14 protein-coding genes, 1 pseudogene and 1 riboswitch are annotated in these 16,525 nt (G+C 46.9%); of the genes and pseudogenes, 12 read left to right on the forward strand and 3 right to left on the reverse strand.

What is annotated here, in order from left to right; translation table 11 throughout:
• Window positions 1-988: 988 nt before the first annotated feature.
• The 8 genes from pyrR to G519_RS0118990 all read left to right on the forward strand — a co-directional run bounded on the left by pyrR (window position 989) and on the right by G519_RS0118990 (window position 10,205).
• Window positions 989-1,543 carry a bifunctional pyr operon transcriptional regulator/uracil phosphoribosyltransferase PyrR gene (pyrR, locus tag G519_RS0118955; protein ID WP_029196045.1) on the forward strand — a complete coding sequence of 185 codons (555 nt, stop codon included), beginning with the start codon at window positions 989-991 and terminating at the stop codon, window positions 1,541-1,543.
• A complete protein-coding gene (locus G519_RS0118960) occupies window positions 1,519-2,445 on the forward strand; it encodes an aspartate carbamoyltransferase catalytic subunit (protein WP_127527930.1) in 927 nt (308 codons plus the stop codon). Before pyrR ends, G519_RS0118960 begins: the two co-directional genes overlap by 25 nt.
• A gap of 20 nt (window positions 2,446-2,465) precedes the next feature.
• A complete protein-coding gene (locus G519_RS0118965; RefSeq protein WP_029196047.1) occupies window positions 2,466-3,749 on the forward strand; it encodes a dihydroorotase in 1,284 nt (427 codons plus the stop codon).
• Between the two features lie 186 nt (window positions 3,750-3,935).
• Window positions 3,936-5,120 (forward strand): glutamine-hydrolyzing carbamoyl-phosphate synthase small subunit, encoded by a 1,185-nt coding sequence (carA, locus tag G519_RS0118970; RefSeq protein ID WP_029196048.1) that lies wholly within the window; start codon window positions 3,936-3,938, stop codon window positions 5,118-5,120.
• Between the two features lie 14 nt (window positions 5,121-5,134).
• Window positions 5,135-8,344 carry a carbamoyl-phosphate synthase large subunit gene (gene carB, locus G519_RS0118975; protein ID WP_029196049.1) on the forward strand — a complete coding sequence of 1,070 codons (3,210 nt, stop codon included), beginning with the start codon at window positions 5,135-5,137 and terminating at the stop codon, window positions 8,342-8,344.
• A gap of 96 nt (window positions 8,345-8,440) precedes the next feature.
• Complete coding sequence (gene pyrF / locus G519_RS0118980; protein WP_051253512.1) at window positions 8,441-9,130, forward strand: orotidine-5'-phosphate decarboxylase; 690 nt, start codon at window positions 8,441-8,443, stop codon at window positions 9,128-9,130.
• Between the two features lie 40 nt (window positions 9,131-9,170).
• Window positions 9,171-9,812 carry an orotate phosphoribosyltransferase gene (gene pyrE / locus G519_RS0118985; protein WP_029196051.1) on the forward strand — a complete coding sequence of 214 codons (642 nt, stop codon included), beginning with the start codon at window positions 9,171-9,173 and terminating at the stop codon, window positions 9,810-9,812.
• An 84-nt stretch (window positions 9,813-9,896) separates the two neighbouring features.
• Window positions 9,897-9,981, forward strand: a riboswitch (cyclic di-GMP riboswitch).
• Between the two features lie 20 nt (window positions 9,982-10,001).
• Complete coding sequence (locus G519_RS0118990; protein ID WP_029196052.1) at window positions 10,002-10,205, forward strand: putative motility protein; 204 nt, start codon at window positions 10,002-10,004, stop codon at window positions 10,203-10,205.
• A gap of 513 nt (window positions 10,206-10,718) precedes the next feature.
• Here the strand turns inward: G519_RS0118990 and G519_RS0118995 are convergent.
• On the reverse strand, window positions 10,719-11,591 hold the full coding sequence (locus G519_RS0118995; RefSeq protein ID WP_029196053.1) for a LysR family transcriptional regulator: 873 nt from the start codon (window positions 11,589-11,591) through the stop codon (window positions 10,719-10,721).
• Window positions 11,592-11,714: 123 nt separating this feature from the next.
• Between G519_RS0118995 and dapA the strand changes: the two genes are divergently transcribed.
• Both dapA and G519_RS0119005 read left to right on the forward strand, forming a co-directional pair.
• The gene (gene dapA, locus G519_RS0119000; protein ID WP_029196054.1) at window positions 11,715-12,596 is read left to right on the forward strand and encodes a 4-hydroxy-tetrahydrodipicolinate synthase; all 882 of its coding nucleotides are present in this window, start codon (window positions 11,715-11,717) and stop codon (window positions 12,594-12,596) included.
• A gap of 13 nt (window positions 12,597-12,609) precedes the next feature.
• A complete protein-coding gene (locus G519_RS0119005; RefSeq protein WP_029196055.1) occupies window positions 12,610-13,017 on the forward strand; it encodes a RidA family protein in 408 nt (135 codons plus the stop codon).
• A gap of 97 nt (window positions 13,018-13,114) precedes the next feature.
• Here G519_RS0119005 and G519_RS0119010 read toward each other — a convergent pair whose 3' ends face one another.
• Both G519_RS0119010 and G519_RS0119015 read right to left on the reverse strand, forming a co-directional pair.
• Complete coding sequence (locus G519_RS0119010) at window positions 13,115-13,621, reverse strand: GNAT family N-acetyltransferase (RefSeq protein WP_029196056.1); 507 nt, start codon at window positions 13,619-13,621, stop codon at window positions 13,115-13,117.
• Between the two features lie 24 nt (window positions 13,622-13,645).
• Complete coding sequence (locus G519_RS0119015) at window positions 13,646-15,022, reverse strand: dipeptidase (RefSeq protein ID WP_029196057.1); 1,377 nt, start codon at window positions 15,020-15,022, stop codon at window positions 13,646-13,648.
• Between the two features lie 178 nt (window positions 15,023-15,200).
• Between G519_RS0119015 and G519_RS0119020 the strand changes: the two genes are divergently transcribed.
• Together G519_RS0119020 and G519_RS43635 are read left to right on the forward strand one after the other, a co-directional pair.
• Window positions 15,201-15,746, forward strand: a complete 546-nt coding sequence (locus G519_RS0119020; RefSeq protein ID WP_029196058.1) for a GNAT family N-acetyltransferase — start codon at window positions 15,201-15,203, stop codon at window positions 15,744-15,746.
• Between the two features lie 134 nt (window positions 15,747-15,880).
• Window positions 15,881-16,501 (forward strand): annotated as a pseudogene (locus tag G519_RS43635) (nitroreductase family protein).
• The last annotated feature ends 24 nt before the right edge of the window (window positions 16,502-16,525 follow it).

Consider the following 16,525-nt stretch of genomic DNA (forward strand, 5'->3'; position numbering starts at 1 on the left):
GGAGTTGCTCAGACAGTTCGCAATACGATTTCAGTTGCAACAGCTGAGCAACGACATGAAGCCCTATGGCTGAACCCGCAAACAGCTTCTTTGACCGATGATCCTGAAAAATAGACCGATAATCTAGGACATTGAGCACTTTGAGACATTGACAAACTACTAAAAATTCCTTATCGTTATCCATGGTTTGCTCCTTTGTTTGGGAGAATGATGGATAGCGCGTCATTCCCTAAACATAGGTGCTTTTTCTTTGTTTGTCTAGATTAATAAATACTTTATATTACAAATTAAGTAAATATTTGATGTGAGGTTTGATGCATCGGTAATGTACAAAATGCAGTTAAACGCCATTTATTGAGGAAGATATCTTTGATTAACTGCACTTTTTGCATCAATTTGATTTCGAGCGCTCATCAGCTGCTGCAAAACCGCGTTTACGTTTCGTTCACATGCTGATTTTTTGATCACTTGGAGCAACCATCACTTTGCAATCTAACGTGTGACTTATGTCACGAGCTTTTCGAAAGTAATAGCTGAATATATCTCAACATTTGTCATGAAAATGGATTTTGATATTGACTTATTGTGTCGAAAGTGGGATAATTCTTTTAATTAAATATGTACCTTTAAAAACAGTCCAGAGAGGCTGGCAAGGTAGTCGATGAGAAAAGACGGGATATACTGAGTCGCGGATTCAGTGTAGACAAAGCTAAGGGATGTGCGCATCCTTATGCCCCGCTCTGTATCTTTATGCACTCGTAACTCCTTGCCAATAAATGGGCAAGGAGTTTTTTGGTTTTGCTAACAGAAAACCTACGAATGCATGCGATGCCAGTTTTCCTACGGAAAACTAAGTAATTGCTTACGATGCAAGTTTTGCTAAAGCAAAGCTCAGCAAATGCTTACGATGCAAGTTTTCCTACGGAAAACTAAGTAAATGCTTACGATGCCAGTTTTGCTAAAGCAAAACTCTCAGGAGGCGAGAAAGATGAATGAAACGGCCGAACACACGATTATTGATGAAATGGGAATTCGCAGAGCGCTAACGCGGATTGCGCATGAGATACTGGAAAAGAATAAAGGGGTAGAGAATTGTACCTTGATTGGGATTCGGACCCGTGGTATTTACTTGGCCAAGCGAGTAGCAGAGCGAATTCTTGAGATTGAAGGTGTGCCGGTTCCTGTCGGAGAGATTGATATCACTTCTTATCGTGATGATCGCGTGAAGGTGAGGTCAGTGGAAAATGTTCAGGAAGGCGGCAACATCCAAATTCAAGACCGCAAAATCATCCTGTTCGATGATGTGCTTTACACCGGAAGAACGGTGAGGGCAGCCATGGATGCATTGATCGATCTGGGCAGACCGCAAATGATCCAACTGGCCGTACTAGTTGACAGAGGGCATCGTGAATTGCCCATTCGCCCTGATTATGTAGGAAAGAACGTACCTACCTCCAAAAGTGAAAGTATTGAGGTGCAGCTTACAGAAATCGATGAGAAAGATGGCGTCGTTATTCGATGGCAGAGGGGGAAACAGGAGTGAGCATAGTGGGTACACAAACCAAGCATTTTTTAGGTTTGAAAGGCGTAAGTGCAGGGGAGATAACGAGCATACTTGATCGTGCTGCCTACTGGGAACAATCATCTTCAAAGGTGACGAATCAGTTTAAAGGCAAATTCGTTTCCAACTTGTTTTTTGAAAATAGTACAAGAACTCGGTTCTCCTTTGAACTGGCGCAAAAGCGGCTCGGAGCTGACGTACTTAATTTCTCCGCAGCGGAATCTAGTGTACAAAAAGGTGAGTCGATCTACGATACAGTTCGTACCCTCGAGTCCATGGGCATCGATGCGGGTGTTATCCGATTGAAGCCAAACGGTGTTCTGCAAGAGCTGGCTGAGAAAATCAAAATCCCGCTCATTAACGCGGGGGACGGCAATAATGAGCATCCAACGCAGGCGCTGCTCGATTTCTACACAATGCGCAAACAGTTCGGCGCCATCAAAGGTCTGACGGTCTCGATCATCGGAGATATCTTACACAGCCGTGTCGCTCGCTCTAATCTTTGGGGCCTAATCGCACTAGGAGCAAAGGTGCAGTTCTGCGCGCCGGAAAGCATGCAAGCTCCGGAGCTGGCTGAGTTCGCACCGTATGTGTCCTTCGAGGAAGCACTGAAAGCGGACGTGGTCATGATGCTGCGTGTGCAGCTTGAACGGCACGACAAAGGAATCATTCGCTCAGCAGAGGAATATCGCGAGCAATATGGGCTAACGACAGAGCGCGCAAGCCGCATGGCACCTCATGCAATCATCATGCATCCAGCACCAGTCAATCGAAATGTAGAGCTTGATGATGAGCTGGTAGAACACGAGAAATCCAAAATTTTCACACAAATTGCTCATGGTGTTCCGATTCGTATGGCGGTCATCGAACGAGCTTTATCATAATACAGGGGGACTTCAACACAATGGGCATTTGGATCTTAAACGGGCTTACCGTCGATGTAAATAATGTACAAGCGAAGAAACACATTTTGGTAGAGAATGATAAAATTGCAAAGGTTATAGATGTAGTTGATGGTTCGGTTCCACCAACCGAAGGCCATGAAGTCATTGATGCAGCAGGTAAGCTGGTGACTCCAGGATTCATCGATATGCATGTCCACTTAAGAGAGCCTGGTTTTGAACATAAAGAAAATATCGCGACCGGAACACGTTCCGCAGCAAGAGGCGGCTTCACAACGATCGCTTGCATGCCGAACACAAGACCTGTGATCGATACCGTTGATACGGTGAACTACATATTGGATAAAGCGGCAACAGAAGGTGTCGTCCGTGTTCTTCCGTACGGCACGATTACGAAGAACGAGCTGGGCCGCGAGTTAACCGATTTCGCTGCGCTGAAAGAAGCGGGCGTCATCGGTTACACCGATGACGGCGTCGGCGTACAAAGCGCGCAAATGATGAAGGATGCGATGGCGTTAGCTGCATCGATCGGGATGCCCATCATCGCGCATTGCGAGGATGACACGCTTGTGGTTGGCGCGCCGGTCAGCGAAGGCACGTTTGCGAAAAAGCACGGACTCAAGGGAATCCCGAACGAGTCCGAGGCGATTCATGTGGGTCGCGACGTGCTGCTAGCCGAAGCGACTGGTGTTCACTATCACGTGTGCCACGTAAGCACCGAGCAGTCCGTTCGACTGATCCGCCATGCGAAGCAGTTCGGCATTAAAGTGACTGCCGAGGTATGTCCGCATCACCTCGTGCTCTCGGAAGAAGACATCCCAGGGCTCGATGCCAACTGGAAGATGAACCCGCCGCTGCGCACACCGCGCGATGTGCAGGCTGTCATCGAAGCTTTGGAAGATGGCACGATAGACATTATCGTAACGGATCACGCGCCGCACACCGAAGAAGAGAAAGAGAAGGGCATGATGCTGGCTCCATTCGGCATCCTCGGCTTCGAAACCGCGTTTTCATTGCTTTACACTAAATTTGTACTAACAGGCAAATGGTCATTAGGCTTCCTTGTAGATCGTATGACGAAAAAACCTGCCGACGTATTCGGTCTTCCATACGGAACACTGGAAATAGGCAGCGCAGCTGATATCACCATCGTGGATTTGGAAACAGAGCGCGAAGTTCTCAAAGAAGAGATCGTTTCACGCAGCAAAAACACGCCATTCATCGGCTGGAAGCTGCAAGGCTGGCCGGTTGTTACCATTGCTTCTGGCAAAGTGGTTTGGTCATAAATTGTTCTTAAATGATGTTGAAAACAAACTAAAATCCGCTTTAAGATCTATACGCAGATCGAAAAATCGTGTATATTTATACAGAATGATAGATTTTTATGCAAATCTTATACAAAACAAGAAGTTGTAGGCATGACATCCGCGGTTCGTAAGAATCGCTGACAATAGCGAAGGAGTTGAAAGAACATGCAAGCAAGATTGTTGCTGGAAGACGGCACTCTTTTTACAGGAAAATCGTTCGGTAGTGAAGGTGAATCCGTCGGCGAGGTTGTATTCAATACAGGTATTACAGGTTATCAGGAAGTGCTTTCCGATCCTTCCTATTGCGGTCAAATCGTGACCATGACGTATCCATTGGTGGGGAACTACGGTGTGATTCGGGATGATTTTGAATCCGTACGTCCTTTCATTCATGGCTTTGTCGTTCGTGAGCATGAAGAGATTCCTAGTAACTGGAGAGCGCAATATACGCTGGGTAGCCTGCTGAAAGAATACGGCATCGTTGGGATCAGCGGCATCGATACGCGCATGTTAACTCGTAAAATCCGTCATCACGGCGTTATGAAAAGCCTTTTGACAACATCCAATAAATCCATTGCTGAGCTGACTGAAATCTTAAGAGGAACGCCTCTTATGACGGATCAAGTCGCTCGTGTATCCACGAAAAGTGTATACGGCGCACCAGGTCACAAAGAACGTATCGTTCTCGTAGACTTCGGAGCCAAAAGCGGAATCATCCGCGATCTAAGCAAACGCGACTGCGACGTTGTTGTTGTACCTCAAGATGCTACAGCTGAACAAATTCGTCGCCTTGCGCCAGACGGCGTGCTGCTGTCTAACGGCCCTGGGGATCCGAAAGATGTACCTCACGCTGTGGAAATGATCAAAGGCTTGCTTGGCGATATCCCGCTCTTCGGTATTTGCTTGGGTCACCAGCTGTTCGCACTGGCATGCGGCGCCGACACGGATAAGCTGAAGTTCGGTCACCGCGGCGGTAACCATCCGGTGAAAGACCTCATATCTGGTCGCTGCTACATTACTTCGCAAAACCATGGCTACACGGTTAAGGAAGAATCCGTCCAAGGAACTGACCTTGAAGTGACGCACATCAACAATAATGACCGCACTATTGAAGGCTTGAAACATAAAAAATACCCTGCTTTCTCGGTTCAGTATCACCCAGAGGCAGCACCGGGGCCATTTGACTCCAGCTATTTGTTCGATGATTTCATCTCGCTGATTCGTCAGCACAAAATCGATAACCCACAGCAGCCGCGCCAAGCGCAAATGCTTGCACAGTGGAAAGCTTCCACGGCATCGACATCTGTAAGTAAAGCTTACGAAGCAAGTTTTGCTAACGCAAAACTCTAGGGAGGAACTGCAATATGCCAAAAAATAATACACTCAAAAAGATTCTCGTTATCGGTTCCGGTCCTATCGTCATCGGTCAGGCAGCGGAATTTGACTATGCAGGTACACAAGCTTGCCAAGCGCTTAAAGAAGAAGGCATGGAAGTTATCCTGATCAACAGCAACCCTGCTACGATCATGACGGATACGAACATGGCGGATAAAGTATATATCGAACCGATTACGCTTGAGTTTGTTACGCAAATCATTCGTCAAGAACGTCCTGATGGTTTGCTTCCAACACTCGGTGGTCAAACAGGTTTGAACATGGCCGTTGAACTAGCTCGTGCGGGTGTTCTGGAAAGCGAGAACGTGAAGCTTCTGGGAACACAGCTTACAGCGATTGAGAAGGCAGAGGATCGTGACCTTTTCAGAGACTTAATGAGAGAATTAGAGCAGCCTGTACCAGATAGCGTTATCGTAACGACGGTTGCTCAAGCGGTTGATTTTGCGAACGAAATCGGCTTTCCAATTATCATTCGTCCTGCCTACACACTAGGTGGAACAGGCGGCGGTATCTGTAACACGATGGAAGAATTGACGGAAATCGTTGCTTCCGGAATTCGTTACAGTCCAATCGGTCAATGTCTCGTAGAGCGCAGTATTGCGGGCATGAAAGAAGTCGAGTACGAAGTAATGCGTGACGCGAATGATAACTGTATCGTGGTATGTAACATGGAGAACTTTGATCCCGTGGGTGTACATACCGGAGATAGTATCGTTGTAGCACCAAGCCAAACCTTGTCGGACCGTGAGTATCAAATGCTGCGTTCGGCATCACTGAAAATCATTCGCGCCTTGAACATTGAGGGTGGCTGTAACGTACAGTACGCGCTTGATCCGCATAGCTTCCAATACTACGTAATTGAAGTGAACCCGCGTGTAAGCCGCTCTTCAGCGCTTGCATCCAAAGCAACGGGCTATCCGATTGCAAAGATGGCTGCGAAAATTGCGATTGGCTACACGCTCGATGAGCTAGTCAATCCAGTAACAGGCCAAACCTATGCCTGCTTCGAGCCAGCACTGGATTACATCGTTTCCAAAATTCCGCGTTGGCCGTTCGATAAATTTACGGCAGCAAACCGTAAGCTGGGTACGCAAATGAAAGCGACTGGGGAAGTTATGGCGATTGGCCGTACATTCGAAGAGTCCATTCATAAAGCGGTTCGTTCCTTAGAAATCGGCGTACACCGTTTGTTCCTTAAAGAGACGGATCTTATTGATCAAGAAACACTCGAGTTACGCCTGCAAAAGCCTGACGATGAGCGTCTGTTCTTACTCGCAGAAGCGTATCGCAGAGGTTACACTGTGGAACAATTGCAGAATTTGACGAAGATTGACTGGTGGTTCTTGAACAAACTTGAAGGTCTGATCAAATTCGAAGCTGAGATTGCTGCTGCTGATTTGACGGCTGAGCTGCTGTTCGAAATCAAGCGTAAAGGCTTTACAGACCGTGCTGTGGCTGAGATACGCACACTTGCAGGCAGATCGACTTTCACCAAAGAAGCAGACGTGAGAACATTCCGTCTACAACAAAATATCAAACCAGTTTACAAAATGGTAGATACTTGCGCAGCGGAATTCGAAGCTTCAACGCCATACTACTATTCAACTTATGAGCAAGAAGATGAAGTAACGGAAACAACGAAAGAGAAGGTTGTCGTGCTTGGTTCCGGTCCGATTCGTATCGGTCAAGGGATTGAGTTCGATTACTCCACGGTTCATGCAGTTTGGGCGATCCAAGCGGCAGGTTACGAAGCGGTTATTATCAACAATAACCCAGAAACGGTATCAACAGATTTCAATACATCCGACCGCTTGTACTTCGAGCCTCTCTTCTTTGAAGACGTGATGAATGTGATCGAACGCGAAAACCCAATCGGGGTAATCGTACAATTCGGTGGCCAAACAGCTATTAACTTAGCTGCACCTTTACACAAAGCCGGTGTACGCATTCTCGGTTCCGATCTCGAAAGTATCGATACGGCGGAAGATCGTAAGAAATTCGAAGCTTTACTTAGCAAGCTCTCCATTGCTCAACCACCAGGCGGTACCGTTACATCGGTTGACCAAGCTGTGGGTACAGCAGCGAAATTCGGATATCCAGTTATCGTTCGTCCATCTTACGTCCTTGGTGGACGCGCCATGGAAATCGTCTACTCCGATGAAGAATTGCTAAGCTACATGGAATATGCTGTGAAAATCAACCCTGAGCATCCGGTTCTGATCGACCGCTACATGCTCGGTAAAGAAGTAGAGGTTGATGCCATCTGCGATAGAGAAACGGTTCTAATCCCTGGGATTATGGAACACGTTGAACGCGCAGGGGTTCACTCCGGTGACTCCATCGCGGTTTATCCGCCGCAATCGATCTCGGATGCGATTAAACAACAAATTATCGACATTACGACGAAAATCGGCCTTGAGCTGAACGTAGTGGGTCTAGTCAACATCCAGTTCGTTATTCATAACGATCAAGTGTATGTGATCGAGGTTAACCCGCGTTCATCCAGAACCGTGCCTTTCTTGAGCAAAGTAACGAACATCCCGATGGCCAACGTGGCTACACGCGTCATTATGGGACAAAAGCTGGCGGATATGGGCTACCAAGGCGGATTATGGCCGGAAGACAAGTACGTATCGGTTAAAGTGCCAGTGTTCTCTTTCGCTAAGCTGCGCCGTGTTGATACAACTCTCGGACCTGAGATGAAATCGACAGGCGAGGTTATGGGGCGCGATATCAATTTTGCCAAAGCACTCTATAAAGGCTTAATTGGAGCGGGGATGAAAATTCCTGCAGCGGGATCTGTCGTAGTAACCGTAGCTGACAAAGATAAAGAAGAAGCGATTGAAATCTTAAAAGGCTTCTATCGTCTTGGATATAAAATTATTGCAACAGGCGGAACAGCATTGGCCATTGAACAAGCTGGGCTTCCAGTAACAACCGTGAACAAGCTGAGCGAAGGTTCGCCAAACATTCTGGATCTCATCCGCAGCGGTGATGCACAGTTCGTTGTGAACACGCTGACGAAAGGTAAAGAGCCAGAGCGTGACGGCTTCCGCATTCGTCGTGAAGCGGTAGAGAACGGTGTGGTTTGTATGACATCACTCGATACAGTAAGAGCGCTTGTTAATATGCTTGAAGCAATCAACTTCTCCTCGCGTGCAATGCCAATTCATGTCTAAGACTAGGCTTAACGAAGTCAGTTTTGCTAAAGCAAAACTCTAAGGAGAGTGACGAACTTGAGTATTCTAACTCGCACAGATGTTACAGGACGCATTATGGTCGCTTTGGATTATGCGAACGCAGAAGGTGCTGAAGGGCTGCTAAAGCAGCTCGAAGGCATCCCTTGCTACGTGAAGGTGGGCATGCAGCTGTTCTATGCTGCAGGTCCAAGCTTCGTCGCGAGCCTGAAGGATCGCGGCTACAAGGTGTTCCTCGATGTGAAGATGCATGACATTCCGAACACGGTCAAAGGCGGCGCGGAAAGCGTGACGCGCCTTGGGGTTGATGTGTTCAATGTCCATGCTGCCGGAGGCAAGCAGATGATGGAAGCCGCCTTGGAGGGTGTCGACAAGGGGCTAGCCGCCCAAGCTGCACGCCCAATCGTTATCGGCGTGACGCAATTGACCAGCACAAGCGTGCAGGTGCTGAATGACGAGATCGGCCTGACCGGTACGGTTGAACAGGCCGTCATTCGTTATGCCCGCTTAGCGCATGCTGCGGGGCTTCAGGGTGTTGTCGCGTCACCGCTTGAGGTGACTGCGATTAAGGCGGCGTGCGGTGACGGTTTCGTCACCGTGACGCCAGGCATTCGCCCTGCGGGAGCCGACGTAGGCGACCAATCGCGCATCATGACGCCGGCTGAGGCGTTCGCGCAGGGGACGGACTACGTCGTGATAGGTCGACCGATCACAGGCGCAGCGGATCCAAGAGCAGCGATTGAAGCGATTATCGATTCAATCGTGTAATAAGCTTTTGTCTAACTACGGAAGGAACGGTGGTAGGAACATGAGTCAACTCGAAGCAATAGCGCAGCATATTGCAGCGTCGTTATTAGATATAGAAGCGGTAGCACTTCGACCGCAGCAGCCTTTTACATGGACATCTGGCCTCAAGTCGCCAATCTATTGTGACAATCGTCTGACGATGTCACACCCAGCTATTCGCGAAGCGATCGCTGACGGATTCGCAGCTTTGATCCAAGAGAAATTCCCGGATGCTGAGGTTGTTGCTGGTACGGCAACAGCGGGCATTCCTCATGCCGCTTGGGTAGCTCAGAAGCTAGGTCTCCCGATGATCTATATTCGCGATAAAGCCAAAGGGCATGGCAAAGAGAACCTGATTGAAGGCACTGTGAAACCAGGACAAAAGGTGATCGTGATTGAAGATCTTATCTCTACGGGAGGCAGTTCTTTGAAAGCGGCTATTGCTGTCAAAGAAGCTGGCGCTGTATCGCTGGGCGTGCTGGCGATTTTCTCCTATCAGCTTGATAAAGCTACAGAAGCGTTCCAAGCTGCGGATATGCCGCTGTACACACTTTCCAACTACGCTACACTGCTAGAAGTGGCTCTAGAAAAGGGTAAAATCAAACAAGAAGATATGGAATTGCTTCGTTCTTGGAGATCGAATCCTGCTGCATTTGGTGTGTAAGTTTGTATGACTTAAAATAATGCGAAGATTGACGAATTGTGTAAGATTATCCTATACTAGAAAAGTGCTAGGTACTGCCTAACATCTGCGAAATGGCAAATGGCGCGAAAGCGACAGACGCAAAGCTATAGGGGCTACTCGGTTTACCGTATGCTCGCCAGCTACCGAACGATGAGAGGAGGAGTGCTCGTGAATATCAGCAACAGTATGATGACTGCGATTAGTGGCGGAGACGCTTTGAAGCAAGCCGTTGGCATTGAGCTTATAAGCAAAGTAAGTGATATGCAAGCAGCTTCATCTAGTACATTAGTACAGGATTTTACGAAATCCCAACAGCTGGTTACCGCTTCAGCGACACCGCATTTGGGTGGCAATCTCGACATCCGCATATAAGTTCATAACAGAGAAGCTCTACCTTTACGTAAAGGAGAGCTTCTTTTTTTACTTATAAGAAGTTATATATTTTGGGTTAGGGGGTAAAACAAAGCTTATTCCCTCCTGATGTTTGTAGAGCGGACGGGCCTAGATAGAGAAACTAGCATGTGAGAGCCTGCATTCAGACTAGATATTATCCCTTGCCCACAGAACTGTTGTATTTTGTGCAACAATCCGGCGGGAATCGCTCAGAAATAGGCGTTTTAAGCCTAAATTGCTGCACGAAATACAACAATAGCAGGCTACTTCGGCGTAAGAAGGGTGTATTGTTGCACAAAATACAACTTGGACTATGGTGTACTCGGGGATTTTCAATTGGCGGGTTCCCAACATGTGGCGGAAGCCTATCTGCACTCACGAAAGCTGAATGACTCTAAAATCGAATTTTGGAGTTATGAATAATAGTTATGAATCACAAAACTGCTGAACGACTCTAAACGGCGGAATAATCCGTGTTTCTTATTCGCCAGGTTATCCTTGGGTCAGTTGGTGAATGAATGTTTGCAAAGGCTGAGACATCCACTTTTTGGGGTGAAGCAGCAGCTGAAGGTCCAATTTTACGTCTGGATGTGAAAAAGGAAGATGAGCTAATTTCCCTTGTTCCAGTTCATCCTGTACGGCAATTTGGGGCAGAAGGGCGATGCCAAGCCCATTCATGACGCAGTGTTTAATGGTTTCTAAATTACCGAGCTCAAATCCAATCTGAAGCGGGATAGCATGATCTTTTAGCAACTTTTCAAACATGCCTCGATAGATGCAGCCCTCTTCTGTAACGATAAATTCGGTTTGCTGAAAATCGGTTAGTTGTATCTGTGTTCGTTTCGTTAGCGGATGCTCAAGCGGTGCCACCAAAACTAATGGTTCTTCCCTAACTTTTGTACAAGCAAGGGCGGTATCTGAAGGATAACGATCTAACAGGAGTCCAATGTCATAGTCCCCATCTCTGACTTTGGTTATGAGGGAAGCCTCACTGTCAGGGAAGAGCTGGATATTCAGTCCAGGGAATTGTTGCTTCAGCACATGTAAATAGGGAGGTAAATAGTAAGCAGCGAGAGAGTTAATTGTCCCGATCGTCAGTGTTCCGCTGACTTCGCTTGTTATCATTTCTTTGGATTGATCATAGAGGTCAAGCATTTGCAAGACTAGCTTTAGCAAGCTTTCACCCGGTGCTGTTAATCGAAGCTGACGTCCGTATCTTTCGAAAAGGGGTACGCCATACTCTCGTTCCAGCTTCTGAATTTGCATCGTAATGCTCGATTGCGCATAGCCCAACTCTTCAGCAGCTCGTGTAAAGCTCTTTCTCCGTGCAACCTCCCGAAAGGTTCGGAAATAGGTTAGATCCATGGGAACCCCTCGCTTCATTATCAAAATTTTTGATGAGTCTTATCATTTATTATAGCTAACTGTGATGCAATGATCCATGCTAAAGTGAATGTACAAATAGATGAGGACTGGGAGATGATTGGGATGTTAAGAGAGAAAGACTTACATGGGATCTATGTTCCCATTATTACGCCATTTGATGAAGAGTATGAGGTGGATGCAGCCTCTTTTTATAATCTAGCTTACAATTTATTTCAAGATGAGATAGACGGACTGGTCGTCAATGGAACGACAGGGGAATCTCCGACGATTACAAATGAGGAGATGGCGATCTTGTTCGCTACCGCACAAGCAGCTCGTGAGGCTGCGCAAGTAAATGCCTCGATCATTGTAGGTACAGGAACGAATGATACGTTGTCCACGGTGAAAAAGACGGAAGCTGCTGGGAAATTAGGAGCTGACGCCGTTTTAGTTGTTGTGCCTTATTATAATAAGCCGAGTCAACAAGGGATCATTGAACATTTTCGCCGGGCAGCCAGCGTTGGTGTGCCTGTCATTTTATATGAAGTACCGCATCGCACAGGCGTGACGTTGGAACTTGATACGGTGCGTACGATACTTGAACTTGATGGCGTCATCGGTATGAAAGACAGTACGCCGAACACACGATTGGTGTCTGAGCTTACCCGTCTTGGCTCGAAACCCGTTTTGTGCGGGGAGGATTCACTGCTTTATGACGCGCTAAGCTCAGGTGCTAAAGGGATTATGAGCGCGTCAGCGAATGTAATGACGGAGCGGTTTGTATCGGTTTATCGCCATTTTGAAGCTGGACAGCACGAGATGAGCAAACAGCTATTCGAGGAGTTGCTGCCCCTCATTCGATTGCTTTTCGAAGAGCCGAATCCGGCACCTCTCAAATGGCTGCTTGAGCAGCAAGGTGTCATTGAATCGGGAACCCTTAGATTGCCGCTTCTTTCGGTGACAGAAGGCTTGCAGAAGAAGTTAGCCGCTTTTTTACAAAAATGAGAGGGAGAGAGTTATGAATCGGACTAGGGTATTTACAGGCTCACCTTGGGAGCCTGTTGTCGGCTATTGTCGGGCAATTCGGGTGGGGAACCGGATCGAAGTTGCTGGCACAACGGCAATGAAGGATGGTGAGGTCGTTGGCGTTGGTAATCCGTATGAACAAGCAAGGTTCGTCCTCCAGACGATCGAGCAGGCGCTGCAAGAACTTGGGGGTCAACTGTCAGATGTGATTCGAACGCGGATGTTTGTAACGGATATTTCGTTATGGGAGGAATTCGGCAGGGCGCATGGGGAGTTTTTCCGTGACGTGCAGCCTGTAGCAACGATGGTAGAAGTGAAGGCTTTAATAGATCCTTTGTTGTTGATAGAGATTGAGGTAGAAGCTCATTTATATAAGGAAACTTTGAATGGCTTGAAATGAGGCTTTTCATAAGGCTTTAAGTATAAAAAAGCGCTTGTCCTCTTAGAAGGCGATTGAAAATCGCGAGTATAAGGGGAAAGCGCTCTTTATTTCCATATTAGCCTACACGTTTACCAAGAATGATGAGGTCGCGCTCGATTCCGTCCAGTTCGGCAATGCCAGGCAGATGGGCCCAATTAGCGAAGCCAAATTTACGGAAAAGGTGGAGGCTGGGATCGTTATGACCGAAAATGAAGCCGAGAAGCGTCTTCAGTCCCAGCTTTGGACTTGCCTCTATCGCATGCTCCATCAGGTAACGACCAATACCTTGGCCGCGATAAGCTTCATCGATATAAATGCTGACTTCCGCTGTAGCGTTATAGGCAGGACGGCCATAGAAGGATTGAAAACTGAGCCAGCCACAAATGCGCTTGTCGTTTTCCAATACCCATAAAGGACGGAAGTCCGCGGTATGTTCATGGAACCAGCCTTCACGACTAGACGTGGTCACGGGTTCTGTATCTGCTGTAACCATGCGTCCTTCAATTGTGGAATTATAAATCCGCACAATTTCCGCTAAGTCATCCAAGCTGGCATCGCGGATCATTAGGTTGTTCGTACTCATGTTAAGACTCATCCCTTTCAGTGATTATTCACGCATTGCGGCAAGCTTCAGCCAGAAACGGCTAATGGTTTCTGTACCTTTATCCCAATTGACCAAATGAAAATGCTCATTCGGTGCGTGCAGGTTCTCACCTGGCAAACCAAAGCCAAGCAGCACGACGGGGGCGTCTAATACGCGTCCCAACACCTCAACAATCGGGATTGAACCTCCGCTTCGTGTATATACAGGCCAAGCGCCATAGGTATCCTCATAAGCTTCCGCCGCTGCTACCATGACAGGCTCGTCGATTGGCGTGATAAAAGGATTTCCGCGCAGCTGGCGGTCTAGAGTCACTTTTACGCCAGGCATTGAAAGGGCACGGATATGATGTTCAACCGCATCCATGATTTCTTCGGGGACTTGTGCGGCTGCGAGACGGCAAGCTATTTTAGCACTGGCACGGTTAGGAATGATTGGTTTGATGCCTTCACCCTGAAAGCCGCCGCTCACGGATGTGATTTCCAAGGTCGGTCTGGAAGTTGTTTGTTCATAGAACGAGAACCCTTTTTCCCCATATAGCGTGTCAACATGTAAGTCCGATCGAACCTTATTCGAGTCGGGTTCTACTTGTTTAAATGCTTCACGTTCTTTGTCCGAGAGCTCGATGACGCGATCATAGAAGCCTTTTACCGCTACACGACCATCCTCATCATGGAAGGAATTCAGCAGCTTGGATAAAGCGTGAATCGGATTTTGAACAGCGCCGCCGAAAAGGCCCGAATGCAGGTCGCTATTTGCGCCATCCACCGTAATTTCAAACCCAGCCAGCCCGCGAAGTCCATACATAAGTGCAGGTTTTCCTGGTCCTTGCATCTGAGTATCGGAAAGAACAATGGTGTCAGCTTGCAATTTATCTTTATACTTTTCCACGAAGGCAGGCAGGTGCTTACTCGCAATCTCTTCTTCGCCCTCAATACAAAACTTCACATTCACAGGCAGACTGCCGTGCGTTCGTAAAAAAGCCTCAATCACTTTGGCATAAAGCAGCAGTTGACCTTTATCATCGGTGCTGCCGCGGCCAAATAGCTTGCCGTCTTGAATCACAGGCTCAAATGGAGGTGTGTTCCAGAGTTCGAGCGGCTCAGCCGGTTGAACATCATAATGGCCGTAGACAAGTACTGTTGGCTTGCCCGGAGCATGCAACCAGTCTGCATAAACAACAGGATGTCCCCCGGTAGGCATAATTTCAATGTTCTCAAGACCGGCTTTCTGCAAAGACTGAGCCGTCCATTCTGCGCAGCGAATCATGTCAGGCTGATGCTCGGCGACAGCACTTATACTTGGAATCCGCAAAAACTGCATTAATTCCTCTATGTGTTGGTCCCTTTGCTCATTCAAATAGGTTTTGATCGTTTCTATCATGTTAATTTCTCCTTCTTTGTAAGCCATTTAGATAGTTGCTTCTTTTTAAGTTCCCCAAATGCAAGTAAATTCCTGCAAATAAGTAAGGAAGACATACATTTTAAAAGAAAGTTGCACAATGTAAAGAGAAGTAGGTATTATTGGTTAGGTAAATTCTGCTAATGAAGGGGGAAAATTGATGAAACTCTTGGTTAAGACCGAACGAATGTCTTTAGTTATATTGGATCGTTCTTCCGTAGATCTGGTTCTGGATTATGTGATTCGCAATCGAACTTTTCTCGAACCGTGGGAATTAGAGCGGAATGAAGCGTATTTCACGAAGGATTATCAGGCTGAGCAGTTGGAACAAGAAGCAGTGAAGATCAAGGAAGGCCAGATGCTTAAGGTATGGATGCTATTTGAAGAACGTATAGTTGGGTCAATTGCTCTTAGTAATATCGTCAGAGGTGCCTTCCAATCTTGCCACTTGGGCTACCGAATGGACGGAAAGCTTCTTAATCGAGGTCTCATGACAGAGGGACTGAAAGCGATCATTCCCTACGTTTTTGATGAGATGAAACTTCACCGCATTGAAGCCAATATCATGCCTCGAAACGCGGCGTCCCTGAAGGTCGTTGAGAAGTTGGGCTTTTATGAAGAGGGCTTGGCGCTCAAATATTTACAAATACATGGCGTTTGGGAGGACCATATTCATATGGTACTGCGCAATACAGCTATGGAATAAAATTCGTGAAAATCACAGAAAAATGTCGAAAAATGTAATCGGAAATAGTCAAATCATTTTGCTATCAAGTCACTACTCTAATAGAATTAAGTATTGAGCAGGTACTCATACATCATCATTAGGGGGACTTCATGTTGAATGATTTTGAATCGGTTGTAAAATCTAGACGATCTGCAAGCAAATTTACGCAAGGGATCGATATTTCACAAAAAGAATTAGAGCAAATTTTTTCCCTGGTTAAGTTTGCCCCATCCGCTTATAACTTACAGCATGCTAATTATGTTGTTGTCACAGACCCTTTGATGAAACAGAAGGTTTATGAGGCGGCTTACAAACAGTACAAAATTCAGAGCTCATCCGCAGTTATTGCGGTCCTTGGCGATTTGGAAGCGTATAAGGATTCTGCAAGAATAAATGAAGGGCTTTTCCATTTGGGATTTTTCAGTAAACAAGAGTTAGATTCTGAAGTAGAGTAAGTGACACATTTCTATGAAGAACGGGGAGAGCCATTCAAGCGAGTTGAAGCGATCCGGAATGCAAGTCTATCAGCCATGTTATTTATGCTTACAGCGAAAGAGCAAGGTTGGGATACTTGTCCGATGATCGGTTTTGAGGCAGACAAGCTCATTGAGGCGCTTCAATTAGAGGAACGTTTCGTTCCTGTTATGTTAATTACGATTGGGAAAGAAGATACGACCAGTCAGCGGCCACGCGGTTATCGTAAACCGATTGGTGAGTTTGTGAAATATGTTTAATTAATAAAGACCGTTATTCGCTAT

The sequence above is a fragment of the Paenibacillus alginolyticus DSM 5050 = NBRC 15375 genome (assembly GCF_000422905.1).
Classification (GTDB): domain Bacteria; phylum Bacillota; class Bacilli; order Paenibacillales; family NBRC-103111; genus Paenibacillus_E; species Paenibacillus_E alginolyticus.